General features: G+C 57.4%; 15 protein-coding genes and 1 pseudogene. 3 read left to right on the forward strand and 13 right to left on the reverse strand.

Going from position 1 to position 15466, the window contains the following annotated elements; all coding sequences use genetic code 11:
* Window positions 1-121 precede the first annotated feature (121 nt).
* Window positions 122-331, forward strand: a pseudogene (locus CDPAHKCJ_RS13510) (helix-turn-helix domain-containing protein); the annotation flags it as partial.
* A 567-nt stretch (window positions 332-898) separates the two neighbouring features.
* Here CDPAHKCJ_RS13510 and CDPAHKCJ_RS03390 read toward each other — a convergent pair.
* The 13 genes from CDPAHKCJ_RS03390 to CDPAHKCJ_RS03450 all read right to left on the reverse strand — a co-directional run bounded on the left by CDPAHKCJ_RS03390 (window position 899) and on the right by CDPAHKCJ_RS03450 (window position 13080).
* Window positions 899-2122: a glycosyltransferase gene (locus tag CDPAHKCJ_RS03390; protein ID WP_240916621.1), complete on the reverse strand. Its 1224-nt coding sequence runs from the start codon at window positions 2120-2122 to the stop codon at window positions 899-901.
* 189 nt (window positions 2123-2311) lie between these two features.
* On the reverse strand, window positions 2312-3598 hold the full coding sequence (locus CDPAHKCJ_RS03395) for a uracil-xanthine permease family protein (protein ID WP_166018577.1): 1287 nt from the start codon (window positions 3596-3598) through the stop codon (window positions 2312-2314).
* Between the two features lie 121 nt (window positions 3599-3719).
* A complete protein-coding gene (gene upp / locus CDPAHKCJ_RS03400) occupies window positions 3720-4349 on the reverse strand; it encodes a uracil phosphoribosyltransferase (RefSeq protein ID WP_043335602.1) in 630 nt (209 codons plus the stop codon).
* Between the two features lie 196 nt (window positions 4350-4545).
* Window positions 4546-5157, reverse strand: coding sequence for a sulfotransferase family 2 domain-containing protein (locus CDPAHKCJ_RS03405; RefSeq protein ID WP_166018578.1), 612 nt, complete (start codon window positions 5155-5157; stop codon window positions 4546-4548).
* Window positions 5158-5350: 193 nt separating this feature from the next.
* Window positions 5351-6544: a glycosyltransferase family 4 protein gene (locus tag CDPAHKCJ_RS03410; protein ID WP_166018579.1), complete on the reverse strand. Its 1194-nt coding sequence runs from the start codon at window positions 6542-6544 to the stop codon at window positions 5351-5353.
* 92 nt (window positions 6545-6636) lie between these two features.
* Window positions 6637-7245 (reverse strand): sulfotransferase family 2 domain-containing protein, encoded by a 609-nt coding sequence (locus tag CDPAHKCJ_RS03415; RefSeq protein ID WP_166018580.1) that lies wholly within the window; start codon window positions 7243-7245, stop codon window positions 6637-6639.
* A gap of 127 nt (window positions 7246-7372) precedes the next feature.
* Complete coding sequence (locus CDPAHKCJ_RS03420; protein ID WP_166018581.1) at window positions 7373-8248, reverse strand: polysaccharide pyruvyl transferase family protein; 876 nt, start codon at window positions 8246-8248, stop codon at window positions 7373-7375.
* Window positions 8232-8915 carry a glycosyltransferase family 25 protein gene (locus CDPAHKCJ_RS03425; RefSeq protein ID WP_166018582.1) on the reverse strand — a complete coding sequence of 228 codons (684 nt, stop codon included), beginning with the start codon at window positions 8913-8915 and terminating at the stop codon, window positions 8232-8234. Before CDPAHKCJ_RS03425 ends, CDPAHKCJ_RS03420 begins: the two co-directional genes overlap by 17 nt.
* 39 nt (window positions 8916-8954) lie before the next feature.
* Window positions 8955-9653: a uracil-DNA glycosylase gene (ung, locus tag CDPAHKCJ_RS03430; protein WP_205700767.1), complete on the reverse strand. Its 699-nt coding sequence runs from the start codon at window positions 9651-9653 to the stop codon at window positions 8955-8957.
* A 1-nt stretch (window position 9654) separates the two neighbouring features.
* A complete protein-coding gene (gene gpt, locus CDPAHKCJ_RS03435) occupies window positions 9655-10152 on the reverse strand; it encodes a xanthine phosphoribosyltransferase (RefSeq protein WP_043335607.1) in 498 nt (165 codons plus the stop codon).
* Window positions 10153-10323: 171 nt separating this feature from the next.
* A complete protein-coding gene (locus tag CDPAHKCJ_RS03440) occupies window positions 10324-10869 on the reverse strand; it encodes an adenine phosphoribosyltransferase (protein ID WP_166018584.1) in 546 nt (181 codons plus the stop codon).
* Window positions 10869-12170: an NCS2 family permease gene (locus CDPAHKCJ_RS03445; RefSeq protein ID WP_107336316.1), complete on the reverse strand. Its 1302-nt coding sequence runs from the start codon at window positions 12168-12170 to the stop codon at window positions 10869-10871. The genes CDPAHKCJ_RS03440 and CDPAHKCJ_RS03445 overlap by 1 nt, the downstream gene beginning before the upstream one ends.
* A 298-nt stretch (window positions 12171-12468) precedes the next feature.
* Complete coding sequence (locus CDPAHKCJ_RS03450; protein ID WP_054557313.1) at window positions 12469-13080, reverse strand: riboflavin synthase; 612 nt, start codon at window positions 13078-13080, stop codon at window positions 12469-12471.
* Between the two features lie 623 nt (window positions 13081-13703).
* Here CDPAHKCJ_RS03450 and CDPAHKCJ_RS03455 point away from each other — a divergent pair.
* The gene (locus tag CDPAHKCJ_RS03455; protein WP_166018585.1) at window positions 13704-14747 is read left to right on the forward strand and encodes a methionine ABC transporter ATP-binding protein; all 1044 of its coding nucleotides are present in this window, start codon (window positions 13704-13706) and stop codon (window positions 14745-14747) included.
* Window positions 14728-15381: a methionine ABC transporter permease gene (locus CDPAHKCJ_RS03460; RefSeq protein WP_166018586.1), complete on the forward strand. Its 654-nt coding sequence runs from the start codon at window positions 14728-14730 to the stop codon at window positions 15379-15381. The genes CDPAHKCJ_RS03455 and CDPAHKCJ_RS03460 overlap by 20 nt, the downstream gene beginning before the upstream one ends.
* The last annotated feature ends 85 nt before the right edge of the window (window positions 15382-15466 follow it).

The raw sequence follows: 15466 nt of genomic DNA on the forward strand, positions 1-15466 counted from the left end.
CGCATGCTCACTCAATCAGGCACCACTGATGTCGCACGATAGCTCCCCTACTGCCCCCGAACCTCTCACTGCCGGCAAGGCAGCGCAGCCCACTGACGACGAGAAAATGGCAGACGAGGAAATGGCAGCGCTTCGCACGCTGGGCAAGCGGCTGCGCGAACTGCGCACGCGTCATGGCCTCTCTCAGCGTGAACTGGCCAAGCGTGCTAAGGTGACCAATTCGACCATCTCGCAGGTCGAGCAGGACGCGGTCAGCCCCTCCGTCAGCTCGCTGAACAAGATTCTCGAGGTATTTCCGATCTCGCTGAGCGACTTCTTCAGCGATGAGATACCCGTCGAACCGCCACGCATCCTGCGTGACAGCGAGCATGAACCGATCGCGGGCTGTGGACCGGGCCTCACCCTGCGACGCATTGATCAATCCCGGCAGACAACGCCACAACCCCACGTCGAGCTGGGCAGCCTCGCACCGGAGTGCAGCGCCTATCTGCAGGCCGCGCATGACAGCCTGGTACTGGTCACGCACGGTGCACTGCGCATCGAGTTCCCCGCGACGGCGGCCTGCCAGGAGGCACTTCTCGAATGCGGTGATGCTGCGCGACTGCATGCCGGGGAGCGCTATCAACTGCATTGGCGCAAGCCTGAGGCGTCACAAGCCGCAAGCGATGAACTCGCTAGCGGTGAAGGTATCAATCACGAAGCCTCGGGCGCTGATGAAGCCCAAAGCTGCCAGTGGTTATGCATCGCACAGAGTCGCTAGGCAGGCATTCGCTCGAGAGCTGCTTGGCCCTACCTGCTCAACCCTGGCCAGCACGACCCTGGCCAGCACGACCTGGCCGACATGACCCTGACCAACAAGACTCAAGCCAGCTCAACCGAGTTGGTGTAACGCGCGTCGCTAGATTCTTGCAGCGCGGGAGTGAGGGCGGTCAACAGCGTCAGATGTCTGCTCGCGCACCTCCTCCCAGGGGTCATTGGTGGCCGGCTCGGCCAGGAAACGCTCCACCATGGTGTGCGGGCAGAAATCTGCCAACCATTCCTCGCGAATCGGATAGCCCTCCTCTGCCAACAATTCGTTCATGCGACGCGCGAGGCCTTCGGCGGAATGCGGCGCGATGGCGTGTTCCAGTTCGCCCTTGAGGATCTCGCGTATCCCGCCACGGCAATCCACCGATACGACCGGTGTGCCGCAGGCCAGCGCCTCCATCAGCACGATACCCATGCCCTCGACACGCGAGCTGAGCACGAACAGCTTGGCGGCACGCATCCAGGCATAGGGGTTGTCACGCTGACCGGCGAAGATCACCCGCTCGGCGATGCCAAGCCTCTCAGCCTGGTTTTCCAGGGCTTCCCGGCATTTGCCCGCCCCCACGATCACCAGCGGCTCCTTCGGATTGGCCAGGGCATAAGCCTCGAGCAACAGGGCATGGTCTTTCTGCGGCACCAGACGCGCCACGTTGAGAATGAAGGGCTCAGCGGGGATATCCGGCTCATCCATGGCGGCCTGCTCGCGTATACGGGAGATCGGGCAGGCATTGACGATCGTCTCGATATGCGCCGGTGTCACCCCATGCTGGCGAGCAATGTCTCGGGCCCCTTGCGCCACATCGTCAGATACCGCCACCAGATGCTTGTCCTCCAGCAGACAGCGGGCAAACATGCGCTGCTTCCACTGCGGACCGGTAAAGTTGACGCGATTTTCCAGCACGTAACGTGCACGGGAATCCTTGAACCCCCACACCTGCTCGAAGGTCCCCAGGCCACGGAAGATGATGCGGTCAACCCTGCCGTGCTCCTGCTCGAATTCCTCGAGCCAAGCAGCGAATTCCTCGCCCCCGGCCTTGCCGACCCACACGAAATTGGAGCGACGGATCACGGGATTGAGCACCAGACGTGAGGCCAGTGTCGTCAGGGCGCCGCCGACTGAGCGCTGGACGCGCTGCTGAATCGGCACGATGTGCTGCTGAACGCTGGTATCCTGCGGTTCAAGCACCTGATCACGACCGCGCCAGATGACCATATGCGTCTCGTGATCATTCGCGGCCAGACTGTCGGCAAGATTGACCGCCACTCGCTCCATGCCACCCATTTTCAGGCTTCTCACTACGACCAGGGTACGCAAGCATCACTCCTTCGAATGTCCGCCAGTACCGCTTTGTGCCGCATGCAAGACATGCGAAAACGATAGCTGGCGTCTGGTGGGAAACGAAAAATGCAACTCCCATGTGCCAGTCGCTCAGCACACGGGAGTTGCATTTATCTGAACCGTCATTCGCGGAAATGTTCCCTGCCACCACTCATCAAATGGTAATCATTCCCCCTCTTTCGCCGGCGGCAGAATCAGGTTGAGCACGATGCCCAGAATGGCGGCCAGGCTCACGCCCTGCAGCGTGAACTGACCACCACCGACCTGCATGCCACCGATCCCGAACACCAGGATCAAGGAGGCGATCACCAGATTGCGCGGCGCGGTCAGTGAATCCCCCGCGCGCACCAGCGTGTTCATGCCGACCACAGCGATCGAGCCGAACAGCAGGCACATGATGCCGCCCATCACCGGCGTGGGAATCGTCTGCAGCACGGCGCCGACCTTGCCGATGAAGGCCAGCGAGATCGCGACACAGGCCGCGACCGTCATCACGCGCGGATTGAAGTTGCGAGTCAGCATCACCGCGCCGGTCACTTCGGAATAGGTGGTATTGGGCGGACCGCCGAACAGTGACGCCGCCGACGTCGCCAGGCCGTCACCGAGCAGCGTGCGATGCAGCCCCGGCTTTTTCAGGTAATCGCGCCGTGTCACCGAGCCGATCGCCACCATGTCGCCGATGTGCTCGACGGCAGGCGCGATGGCGACGGGAATCATGAACAGAATGGCGGAAAATTCGAAGGTCGGTGCAGTGAAGCTGGGCAGCGCCAGCCACTCAGCCGCATGCACCGGCGAGAGATCGATCACTCCCATCAACAGCCCCAGTACATATCCCGTCAGGATACCGCCGAGGATCGGCACCAGGCGCAACATGCCACGCCCGAAGATCGACAGCACCAGCGTCACGCCAAGACTGGCCAATGACAATGTCAGCGCCTGGCCATGCGAGATGTTGTCGCTGAACTCGCCGGTGGCCATCTGCACCGCCGTCGGTGCCAGCGCCAGGCCGATGACCATGATCACCGGACCGACCACCACGGCCGGCAGCAGGCGATGCACGATGCCGACACCCTTGAGGCGAATGCATTGCGCCAGCAATACATAGACCAGTCCTGCGACGAACAAACCACCCATGGTGGCAGGAATGCCGAAGTTCGCGACCGAGCTCTGGATAGGCGCAATGAAGGCAAACGATGAGGCGAGGAAGACCGGCACGCTGGCCTTGGTCACGCACTGGAAGACCAGGGTGCCGACACCGGCCGTGAACAGGGCAACGTTGGGGTCGAGTCCGGTCAGCAGCGGGACCAGTACCAGCGCGCCAAAGGCAACGAACAGCATCTGCGCGCCGGTGATGAGAGTCGTCAGCGAGAACCCTTCCTGTTCCGGCAAGGACACATGGGCAGACGACTCATGGGGAGAGGAGGTTTCAGAGGACGGTGATGAAGACGACATGGAAGCACTTCTTTTCACAAGCGGAGGAATCAACCGTTTGATCCTGACTGCTCAGACAGGTCAGACAGATACAAAAACGCCCCGCGCGGATGCGCAGGGCGTTGTCATCACTGGCGGGCGCTCAGCGCGTGCCGAAGATCTTGTCACCGGCATCGCCGAGACCCGGCACGATGTAACCGTTCTCGTCGAGGCGGTCATCGACGGAGGCGGTGTAGATCTCGATGTCCGGGTAGGATTCCTGCACCTTGGCGATCCCCTCAGGCGCCGCGACCAGCACGATGACCTTGATCTGCTGGCAGCCCTTGGCCTTGAGCATGTCCAGTGTAGCGATCATGGAACCGCCGGTCGCCAGCATCGGGTCGATCACGATGGCCAGACGTTCGTCGAGGTCTGACACGAACTTCTCGAAATACGGCACCGGCTCCAGCGTCTCTTCATCACGGTAGAGGCCCACGACGCTGATGCGTGCCGGGGGGATCAGATCCGTCACGCCATCCAGCATGCCCAGGCCGGCACGCAGGATCGGGACGATGGTCACTTTCTTGCCCTTGATGGTCTGGACATCCAGCTCGTTGCCACTCCAGGCATCAATGGTGGTAGTTTCCAGCTCCAGGTCCTGGGTTGCCTCATAGGTCAACAGCTTGGCGACCTCACTGGCCAGCTCACGGAAGCTCTTGGTGCTGATGCCTGCTGCACGCATCAGGCCGAGCTTGTGCTGGACCAGTGGATGATTGATGGCATGGACGCTCATGGAAATACCTCTTGGGACAGAAGATGGTGCAAACGATACGCAGCACTACCCCCGCCGGCTCGGACGATAGCAGCGGGAAGGCTGGTAAATTGAACGCATTCTAGCGGAAGCAGGCTTACAAGTTAAGGCTCTCGCCTTCAGGTTACAGCAGAGAAAGCGCCGCAAATGAACTGGCGACCTCCCGCCTGCCACTCGTTCAAGGCGTGTAACCGAAGTTGACGAAATCCTGTGCATAGAGAATGGCCAGCTTCTCGCGGGTCGCCGCTGTCATGCCGTCCCCCGCCTCCCCACTCCCCTTGTTGCGATGTGCAATCTCGCCGTTGATGCCCAGCTTGTTGGCAACCTGCTGGAAATCCTTGTCCAGGGTCTCGAAATGCCCCAGAAAATCCACCATCAAGGTCTCGTTTCCATCCATGACAAAAGAGGATTGCGAGAGAAACAGGAGGTGACTACGAAAAGCGCCTTGCCACAAGCCACGTGCGACAAAATCATCAAAATCTGAATATTCTGCCATCTCCTTGGCAATGGCGAGATCCTGCTTGCCTTTATTGCCACCACTTAATATATAGCGATACGCTGACAGGGCACGATCGTAGGGATTTCTGACAAAGGTGAATTTGTAATAACGGGCGAATTTTCTGGAACTGGCCTTCTTGTAAACCTGCCAGGAGACATGATCACGCCCTTTTTCCTTCGTCTTCCCCAAGGCGGCGAGGACTGATGTTCCGGCAGCCTTGGGAATATGAATGAAGATGCACTTGTTACGCGTAAAGTGTTTGCGATAAGGAAAGTCATTGCTTCGCCACATCATATCAATCCTGTTCTTGTGGTTCGTCACCAGCCACTGGTGACAGCCCCCCAATGTACGAAAAATCCATTGTGGCTTCAGCTTACCGGAATAAAGTGCAAGGAAACTTCAGTACGCTCGTCAAAGGGCAATGGCGAGGCAGACAGGCCAGCCATGAAGGTGGCTGACCTGTGGCCGATATCGCCAGCAATGATTACCCAGCCACCACTTCAGCAATGAAGTCGCCGATACCCTGACAGTATTTCTGCTGGCAGAAATCTTTCGCAATGATCGCGCGCGCAGCTGCGCCCATCTCTCTACGCTGCTGCGGGCTTGCTGCCCATTGTTTCAGCACCTGAGCGATTTCACTCGGTTCGAGCACCTGTGCGACCACGATGGCGTCTTGCTCCGGGCTATAGACTCTGTCCGGACCGGAAATGAAATCCTCGCCATAGATAGCCAGCGATTCGCGGGGCCTGCTTGGTGACAGAATTTCACCATTGACTCCCGGGGAGATCTGCTCCGGCAATCCATCCACATTACCGACGATGGCAGGCACACCATGCGCCAGCGCTTCCTGCACCACATTACCGAAAGGTTCACGCCAGGAAGGACACACAAAGGCATCGAGGCAGGGATAGAAATCACTCATGTCATTCAACAGACCACAGAAGTGAACACTCTCCTCGAGCCCCCACTTCACGACCAGTGACTTCAAGGCATCTTCCAATATTCCCTCGCCGGCGATCCAAAGCTCCGCATGGGGGACACTCGCCTTGAGCTCTCGCAACGCCTCGATGGCGATCACCGGCGCCTTGAGTCCGGTCAAACGACCTGCGAAACCGATCCTGAACCGCTCGACCGGATGATCGGAGGCTACCTGCGGCAGTACGATGGAATTGCGCACCACCCGACATGGCAAGGACTCACTGATACCAAGCGACAACTGCAACATGCGACTGGCTGCAAAGGAGTTGCATATGATGCCATCGAGGCGAGAGAGATAGTCCGTGATATCAGAGGTGGGCTCCACGAACCAGGCAGAGCCATGCTCGTAGTGAATGAGACTGATGTGACCGGGGAAATGCAGCGGATGGTTACGCAGCTTGTTCCACACCACGATTGCCTGCACCTCTTCGTCATTCAGCATGCGCGCCTGGCAGGTATCGCGGAGCCAAGGCAACTGCCGAGGAAGCTTGATGCCGCAATAACGCTTTATGTCATGCACCCGACCGGCAAAGTCCGCATATTCAGACTGCAGCATTGGATGAATTTCGGGCGTCTGCAGCAGCACATGATGATCTCGCTCACGTGCGGCCATTCGAAAGAAGTTGGTGAAGGTCCGCTCAGCCCCGCCCAGATTCTTGAGGCTGATGAGATGCCCCGCACGAGGCCCTTGCAATACCATGGACACAGGGACTTTACTCATATTAAGATCAAAATATATTATCCTGAAATGAATAGCGTTGGCAGATCCATCATCGACGGTGTTGGTTCTGACTACTCGTAATTGAAATTATCAAAATCTCTTGAATAAAAATCACGAACAACATTGACAGTACTCTCACCACACTTTATTGAACAGCTTGTCAGCCATCGCTTGTTGTGCGCTCGACCTTGTTTAATGCCAAGGTGACTAAGAACATGACTTAAACTTTCCTCAAAATTCTCAAATCTACCCACATAGTCCATTATCACCCTGTCATTATCATCAACAATGAAATGCGACTGAGGAATAAAAAGCGAATGAGATTTGAATTTTTCTTCAGTCAAGCCATTCAGGACGAACGCATCGAAAGTTGGATATTGTCGTAGCTCTTCAGATAGCACTTTGTGGCTCTGACTATGGTTACCAGAATGCCTTAAATACTGATAAGCCGAAAACAATCTATCCAGTGGGTGACGAACGAAAGCGAACTTAAAATATTGATTAAAAAGAGAGGGATCTATTTTCTGATAAAACCGGTAATCATGATACTCCCTATTCTTAACGTACTCATCCCCCAGAGCCAAGAAGATAGATTCACTTCCTACTCTTGGCACTCCGACAAAGATACACTTATTCTTATTGAAACACCTTCGAAACTCACCACCTGCTTTATTGCGCATTCCCCCTCCTGATATCCGAGAAGATCATTCTCGCCTACGAAAAAGGAGGAATATTGCATAGAGTATGCAAGTACATACACATTACATTTCTAGCGGGATCAGTAAAATATAATTGATCAATACAAGTTTATATTTGATGCAAGGCTTCCTCAAAACTCTTGACTATATCCGACTGCAAGCTGCATATGACATTAGGATCGATTTTATCCGCGTACCTATTGATGTCGGCAGCATTTATCTCATTGAAAGAACTAAGCCTCAGGGTAAAGCTACGGCCAACAGAGGAGAAATAATCATAAAATTTGAACTTACCTCCAGAATGGAGAGGACCATCATAGAACCAGCAATTCGGGATTCCATAGGCATCCGCTATGATCAAGCCATGTAGACTCTGACTTACAATGATTTCGCAGGATTTTATCTGAGTAACAATAGATTCAAGATCATCCGTGCGGAAATCTATTATTATACTGTCACCTACACGAGCACACACATTTTCCCACTCCGGACTATCAATAGTCGAGATATGAGGAATAAATCCTATTCTATAAGTCTTGTCTGGATCTGTATCATAAATCAAAGGGAGCATGAGACCTGGATCACCGACAGAATATTCTTTTTCTCCCAATGAAGTGAGCACCTGCTGAGTCATATACCCACGTACAGAATGAATAACAACAGATTTGCCAAATGTCCTGCCCATTGGCTTCATTCGCTTGAACAAAGAGGCATGTTTGACATATGGAGAAATAAGCCCAGACCCTACAACATGAATCTTTCTATTTCGTGAAGAAATCGCTTTATTGTTGACGAGCTTATTTAAAATACTGCCAACAGAGATCAAATCTGCCTCATCGACATTCGAGATGGAATGAGCGATATGAAACTGTCTATCCAGAATGATAGATGTGATTTCATCACCAAAATTACATCCACCATTCGCCGATCGCCACCAGTATGCTTTCAATTGACCATCTCCTAAAACATTAAAGCCATCGTCCACATAAGGTTCTCCACATATCCCTACGCAACGCTACTTCCTGCTTTCTTGAATTGAGATTCCAGTATTCATCGTCTTTGTAGCTGCCTCCCCCTTTCGTTTCAATTCGATAATCAGCGATATCACTTTTGACATCCGATTCTGGAAGCTGATCGCAAAAAAGAGGATAAACGGCATAAGCCTTATATTCAGTCGCGTAGAAACTATCTACCGCTTTTTTTGAATAAGGCTTATCAATGATCTTCTTCATACCTTTACGAGACAGCATATAGGCATGCCCTCCCGTCAGCTTGGCTCTAACCACGCCCGCAAAAGGAATCAACCACATCCTTCCCAGCATGCCACCAAGGTAAAAAATTTCCGGGTTTCGTATTTTCAAGAAACAATTGATACGTGCTATTACACTTTCAGCCGGCATGGCAAGAGTAGCATCATCTTCAAGGATCAAGACTCGTTGATAACCTCTCTCCATGGCCATTGCTGCGCAGGTACGATGTGACTCGTAACATCCACGCTCAGGATTATCCACATCACGCTCGGCAAGATAAAACTCGATATCCAAGCCTAGCGGTAAAAACTCTTTCTGTAGATGTTCCCGGCGGTCTTCCCGCTCTTTGAGGCTGATACAAAATACCCCATCCACCTCGAGTGTCTGTTGACTCTTGTTCATCCTTGGCGGCTTTCCCTAGAAACTTGTCACAATTGTATATTATAGCTGCCAGTCGATCGGCTCTTCCCCGCATGCTTCCAGCCAGGCGTTGGCTTGCGAGAAGTGGCGAGAGCCGAAGAAACCGCGGTGCGCTGCGAGGGGGGATGGGTGTGGCGCGTGGAGCACCAGGTGCTTCTGGGTGTCTACAGCGCGAGCCTTCTTCTGGGCATGACTGCCCCAGAGCAGGAAGACGACACCCTGGCAGTGCTGGTTGATCACGTCGATAGCGCGGTCGGTGAATTGTTCCCACCCCTGCTTCTGATGCGAGGCGGCCTTGCCCTGCTCGACGGTCAGCACACTGTTGAGCAGCAGGACACCCTGCTTCGCCCAGCCTTCCAGGAAGCCGTGATCGACGGGTTCAAAGCCGACGTCGGTGGCCAGTTCCTTGTAGATGTTCTTCAGCGAAGGCGGGGGGCGTACGCCGGGGCGTACCGAGAAGCACAGTCCGTGCGCCTGGCCCGGACCGTGGTACGGGTCCTGGCCGAGGATCACGACCTTGACGTTGGAAAGCGGCGTCAGCCAGAAGGCACGGAACCAGTCATCGGAATGCGGATAGATGACCTTGCCGGCATCTTTCTCGGCGCGCAGAAAGTCGCGCAGACGCTGCATGTAGTCAGCCTGGAACTCTTGGCCAAGATGCGCCTGCCAATCGGCAGGCAGCACCTCGGAGCGGCCAGTCGCGGCAGTCTCCAACGGCATGTCAGCTATCGCTCTCTTGCTTCTTGAGCTGCTCGGCGATCGGCTCGACGTAGGCGATGCCCATGTCCCACGGGAACTGGATCCAGCAGTTCTGCGGCACTTCGGTGATGAAGCCATCGACCAGCGGACGCCCTTCCGGCTTGGCATAGACGGTCACGAAATGCGCCTTGGGCAGCATGTCGCGCACCGCGCGTGCGGTATTGCCGGTGTCGACCAGGTCATCGACCAGCAGCCAGCCGTCACCGTCGTGGTCGACACCCTTGACCACTTCCAGTCCACCCTGCTCCATGTGGTCGTGATAGCTCTTGATGCATACGGTATCGATGTGACGGATACCCAGCTCGCGAGCGATCAGGCCGGCCGGAATCAGGCCACCGCGGGTGATGGCGATGATGCCCTTGAAATCACGACCGCTGAGGTCGTGACATAGCGCGCGCACATCACGGTGCAGCTGGTCCCAGGAGACGATGAAGTGGTCGTGGTAGCGTTCGGAAGACATGAGGGTCACTCGCAATGACGAAACAGAAGGAAAGCATGGTGGCTGGCGCGCCACCGCACAAGGGGAAGATCCACTCAGCCACGCTAGAGCGCAGACGAGGGTCTGAGATTCGTTGCCCGCAGCAACGACGATGGCCCTGCCAGAAGACAGGGCCATCGCGTCAAGCCGACATTACTCGGATTCGGTGAAGCTGCACGCCGCGAAGACACTGTGGCCTTCTTCACGAATGCGCGCGGAACCGCCGATTTCCGGCAAGTCGATGATCGCTGCCGTCTCGACGACCACACCACCGGTGCGCTCGATCAGCTTGCAGGCCGCCAGCATGGTGCCGCCGGTGGCGATCAGGTCATCCATCACCAGGATGCGATCACCTTCACGGAAGGCATCGGAGTGCAGCTCGACGGTAGACTCACCGTATTCCAGCGTGTAGGTCTCGCTGATGGTCTTGAACGGCAGCTTGCCTTTCTTGCGCACCGGCACGAAGCTGCAACCCAGTTCATAGGCCAGCGGTGCACCGATGATGAACCCGCGCGCATCGATGGCGGCGATGGCGTCGATTTCCATCTCCTGATAGCGATGCACGAAGGAGTCGATCAGCTTGCGGAACGCGGCGGAATTCTGCAGTACCGGCGTGATGTCACGGAAGTTGACACCCGGCTGGGGCCAGTCCGGCACGGTGCGGATGACAGACTTGATGTAGTCGCTGTAGATGCTCATTAGAGGGCTCCGTCGAGGAACAGGTATTTGCAGGCGAACAGGATGGCGAGAATCACCAGCCCCGGGCTCAGATCACGATAACGGCCGGAGAACAGCTTGATCACGGCGTAGCTGATGAAGCCCAGCGCGATCCCGTTGGCAATCGAGTAGGTCAGCGGCATCACCAGGGTGGCGATCACCACCGGTGCCGCTTCAGTAATGTCGTTCCAGTCGATGCGTGCCAGACCGCCCGTCATCAGGCAAGCGACATACAGCAGCGCACCGGCAGTGGCGAAGGCCGGAATGGAGGTCGCCAGCGGCGACAGGAACAGGCTGACGAGGAACAGACCGGCCACGACGACAGCTGTCAGGCCGGTGCGACCGCCGGCGGCCACGCCGGTGGCGGATTCGATGTAGCTGGTCACGTTCGAGGTGCCCATCACAGAGCCGACCATGGTGGCGCTGGAGTCTGCCATCAAGGCCCGTCCGAGACGCGGAAGGTGGCCACGCTCATTGGTCAGGCCAGCCTGCTGGGAGACGGCGATCAGCGTGCCCGAGGTGTCGAACAGGTCGACGAACAGGAAGGCAAAGATGATCGACACCATGCCCAGATTGAAGGCGCCAGCGATATCGAGCTCCGCCAGCGTCGGCAGCATGCTCGGCGGCATCGAGGCAAAGCCATGGAAATCGTTGTTGCCGGTCAGGGTCGCCAGCAGCGTGACGAGCAGTATGCCGATCATCACCGCGCCGATCACCTTGCGGTAGGACAGTGCGACGATCAGGAAGAACGAAAGCAATGCATACATGGCCGCCGGCGAGGACAGGTCCCCCAGCGTGACCAGTGTGCCCGGGGCGTCGACGACGATGCCGCTGCCCTGCAGGGCGATGATCGCCATGAACAGGCCAATGCCTGCGGCGATGCCGGTCTTCAGCGAAGCGGGAATGGCATTGATGATCCATTCGCGAATCTTGAAGGCGGAGAGCAGGAAGAAGCTCACCCCGGACAGGAAGACCGCGCCCAGCGCGACCTGCCAGGGCACGCCCATCTGACCGGCGACCGTATAGGTGAAGAAGGCCGTCAGCCCCATGCCCGGTGCCAGCGCGATCGGGTAATTGGCATAGAGGCCCATGATCAGACAGCCGATGGCTGCCGCCAGACAGGTCGCGACGAACACGGCGCCGTGATCCATGCCGGTGGAGGCCAGCATCGAGGGGGCCACAAAGATGATATAGGCCATCGCGAGGAAGGAGGTAAATCCTGCGATGACTTCGGTACGCACATTGGTACCGTGCTCGGAGAGCTTGAAAAGACGTTCCAGCATTGAGGTAGCCCCTATCCTTGAGCAGTGCCTGTCCGGCAAGGCGCAGTGGTCGGTGATTGTCAGAATCAGCAGATCAAGACGAACTCGCTCGGACAGGTATGCCGCACAGGGCGCTGAATGAAGCTTTCCCTGTTCAGCCTGCCTGAACCACGATGCCCCGCCAGCGGCAGGGCATCGAAAGGCGCAACATGGTACCCAAAGGTCTGCAGCGAATCGAGCATTCCCGGCATATTTCCTGACCAGTCAGACGAGTTCTGGCGTCATGCCAGTGAGTTGATCCGCTGCAGACCTGCAAGCCTCATGCCAGACGGGAGGCCATGACCCGCTCAACGGTCTCGACGATGGCCTGGGTCTGCGGGTCGACTTCAAGGTTGACCTGATCACCGACGGCACGGACTCCCATCAGGGTCCGCTCCAGGGTTTCCGGAATCAGATTGACGCAGAAGCGTGTGCCCTGCACCTCGCCGATCGTCAGGCTGACACCGTCAAGTCCCACGTAGCCCTTGTCGAACAGGAAACGCATCAACTCGGCCGGCGCCTGGAACCAGATGCGACGATTGTCGGCGGTGGCCTCGATGGCATCGATGGTCACCATCGCCATGACATGACCAGACATGGAGTGCCCGCCGATCTCGTCGCCGAAGCGTGCCGCTCGCTCCACGTTCACGACGCTGCCCACCTCGAGCTCCCCCAGATTGGTCAGACGCAGCGTCTCGCGCATCAGGTCAAAACTCGCCAGTTGACCCTCAAGTGCCGTCACGGTCAGACAGCAACCGTTATGGGCCACCGAGGCCCCCAGCTCAAGCCCCGCCTCCAACCCCGCCGGCAATCGGACTTGATGCGTGCGAAAGTCAGTGCGTTCTTCAATGGCCACCACTTCCGCCATGCCTTGTACGATACCCGTGAACATGCGTGATCTTTCCTTGCACTGCTGCTTCTTGCTGTTGAGAAGCCATGAATAAGGGACGGCATGCAGCAGCGAGATAACTGGCATGCCCAGCCGAAATCCTAGCATGGTGGACTTCCCGCCGACATGCTGGCGATGCCGGCCGTTGGGCTGCGTGAACACAGAGCAGCCAGTACGGGCCGCAAGTCTTGCCCGGCTGACCGTCAAGACAGGAAAGCCGTCATTGGTGGTTGGAACCCTCGTCACGACAAGATTCTTGTAAGAAATGGCTTACAGAGCGTATCGCCGAATTGCCATATCGAACGACAGTTCGAATAAACGGCCAGCGCAAGACCAAAGTCGTTGACACCCCCAAGGTGACTGATAGAATGCGCCTCAAATCTGTTTGGCGCCGATTTGTACCCGGATTGCGGGCGCCCACCACGAGAGCTGGTCTCACGGGGTGCAAGTTCTGCTAAAAGGGTGTGTCCAGCGTTGATGGCCACCCGTCTTGGGTGGTCTTTTTTCTCCCCACTGGATCGCTCCCCTCTTCGCTGTCTGCCATGTGCGCAGACGCAGGCAGAACGTTCTGTCCTTTACAGACCTTCGCCCGCAATCCGGATGGTGCCTTAACCACTCGGACCCCCATGATCACACTCAAGAACGTCTCCAAGACTTACGGCAGTGGTGACAAGGCCGTGGTCGCGCTCAAGGATGCCAGCCTCACGGTACCTCAGGGCGCCATTACCGGCGTCATCGGCCTGTCCGGTGCCGGCAAGTCGACCCTGATTCGCTGCGTCAATCTGCTCGAACGCCCCACCGCCGGTAGCGTCGTCGTCGATGGTCAGGAACTGACCGAGCTCGACGAGTCCGCCCTGCGCAGCGCTCGTCATCAGATCGGCATGATCTTCCAGCACTTCAATCTGCTCTCCTCACGCACGGTCTTCGCCAATGTGGCGCTGCCGCTGGAGCTGGCTGGCGTCTCGAAAGACGAAATCAGACAGCGCGTCGAGCCACTGCTGGAGCTGACCGGCTTGAGCGACAAGGCTGGCCAGTATCCTGCCCAGCTGTCCGGCGGTCAGAAACAGCGCGTGGCCATCGCCCGTGCGCTGGCCAGCCGCCCCAAGGTATTGCTGTGCGACGAGGCCACCTCGGCGCTTGACCCGCAGACCACCGCTTCCATCCTTGAGCTGCTCAAGGACATCAATACCAAGCTGGGCCTGACCATCCTGCTGATCACCCACGAGATGGAAGTGGTCAAGAGCATCTGTGATCAGGTCGCCCTGATCAGTGGTGGCGAGCTGGTGGAAGTGGCGCCGGTGGGCGATTTCTTCACCGCGCCGCAGACCCGACTGGGTCGCGAGTTCCTCAATGAATTCCTGGAGCTGGAGCCGCCGCGCGCGCTGGTCGATCGCCTCGAAGCTAGCGCAGGGCCTCACACCCATCCTGTGGTCCGCCTGGCCTTCAGTGGTGATGCCGTGTCCACACCGCTGATTTCGCGACTGGCGCGTGAATGCCAGGTGGATGTCAGCATCCTGCAGGCCAAGGTGGAGTCCATCCAGGACCGCACTCTCGGTCTGATGATCGCCGAACTGATGGGCGACAGCCACCAGACCCGGCAAGCGCTCGATTATCTTGAATCCCACGATCTGAAAGTGGAGGTGCTCGGCCATGTCACCCGCACTGCTTGAACTCGTTCTCACCTCCACCCTCGAGACGCTTTACATGGTCGCGGTGGCAGGCCTGATCTCCGCGGCACTCGGCATTCCGCTGGGCGTGGCACTCTACACCTCGCGCCCGGGCCAGATTCTCGCGCGCCCGGTGCTCAACAGCGTGCTGAGCATCATCACCAACATCGGCCGCTCGGTGCCCTTCATCATCCTGATGGTGGCGATCATCCCGCTGACACGCCTGATCGCCGGCAGCTCGATCGGCACCAATGCCGCCATCGTGCCGCTGACCATCGCCTCGATTCCCTTCGTCGCCCGTCTGATCGAAGGCGCCTTGAATGAAGTCGGCCCGGGGCTGGTCGAGGCCGCACAGGCCATGGGTGCCACGCCGATGCAGATCATCACCAAGGTGCTGCTGCCGGAAGCACGCGGCGGCATCATCAATGGCCTGACCATCACCGTGGTCACCTTGATCAGCTATTCCGCCATGGCCGGCACCGTCGGTGGCGGCGGCCTGGGGGATCTCGGTATCCGTTACGGCTACAACCGCTTCGATCCGATGGTGATGCTGGTGACGGTGGTCATCCTCGTCGTCATGGTGCAGGGCTTCCAGAGCCTGGGCGACCATCTGGTGCGCAAGTCGAACCACAAGTAAGCGTCGATCCATGAGCGGCGACTGACCTAGAAGTGGCGCTCGATCTACAAATCTTACGGCTTTCGGTATCGTGACGGCTCATCAC

Origin of the sequence: Cobetia sp. MB87 (genome assembly GCF_011319755.1) — a bacterium.
Lineage (GTDB): Bacteria > Pseudomonadota > Gammaproteobacteria > Pseudomonadales > Halomonadaceae > Cobetia.

Coding starts and splice junctions, on each gene's coding strand:
- CDPAHKCJ_RS03395 (WP_166018577.1), bottom strand. CDS start 3,598: ATGTCGTCTTCATCACCGTCCTCTGAAACCTCCTCTCCCCATGAGTCG.
- upp (WP_043335602.1), bottom strand. CDS start 4,349: ATGAGCGTCCATGCCATCAATCATCCACTGGTCCAGCACAAGCTCGGC.
- CDPAHKCJ_RS03405 (WP_166018578.1), bottom strand. CDS start 5,157: ATGTGGCGAAGCAATGACTTTCCTTATCGCAAACACTTTACGCGTAAC.
- CDPAHKCJ_RS03410 (WP_166018579.1), bottom strand. CDS start 6,544: ATGGTATTGCAAGGGCCTCGTGCGGGGCATCTCATCAGCCTCAAGAAT.
- CDPAHKCJ_RS03415 (WP_166018580.1), bottom strand. CDS start 7,245: ATGCGCAATAAAGCAGGTGGTGAGTTTCGAAGGTGTTTCAATAAGAAT.
- CDPAHKCJ_RS03425 (WP_166018582.1), bottom strand. CDS start 8,915: ATGAACAAGAGTCAACAGACACTCGAGGTGGATGGGGTATTTTGTATC.
- ung (WP_205700767.1), bottom strand. CDS start 9,653: ATGCCGTTGGAGACTGCCGCGACTGGCCGCTCCGAGGTGCTGCCTGCC.
- gpt (WP_043335607.1), bottom strand. CDS start 10,152: ATGTCTTCCGAACGCTACCACGACCACTTCATCGTCTCCTGGGACCAG.
- CDPAHKCJ_RS03440 (WP_166018584.1), bottom strand. CDS start 10,869: ATGAGCATCTACAGCGACTACATCAAGTCTGTCATCCGCACCGTGCCG.
- CDPAHKCJ_RS03445 (WP_107336316.1), bottom strand. CDS start 12,170: ATGCTGGAACGTCTTTTCAAGCTCTCCGAGCACGGTACCAATGTGCGT.
- CDPAHKCJ_RS03450 (WP_054557313.1), bottom strand. CDS start 13,080: ATGTTCACGGGTATCGTACAAGGCATGGCGGAAGTGGTGGCCATTGAA.
- CDPAHKCJ_RS03455 (WP_166018585.1), top strand. CDS start 13,704: ATGATCACACTCAAGAACGTCTCCAAGACTTACGGCAGTGGTGACAAG.
- CDPAHKCJ_RS03460 (WP_166018586.1), top strand. CDS start 14,728: ATGTCACCCGCACTGCTTGAACTCGTTCTCACCTCCACCCTCGAGACG.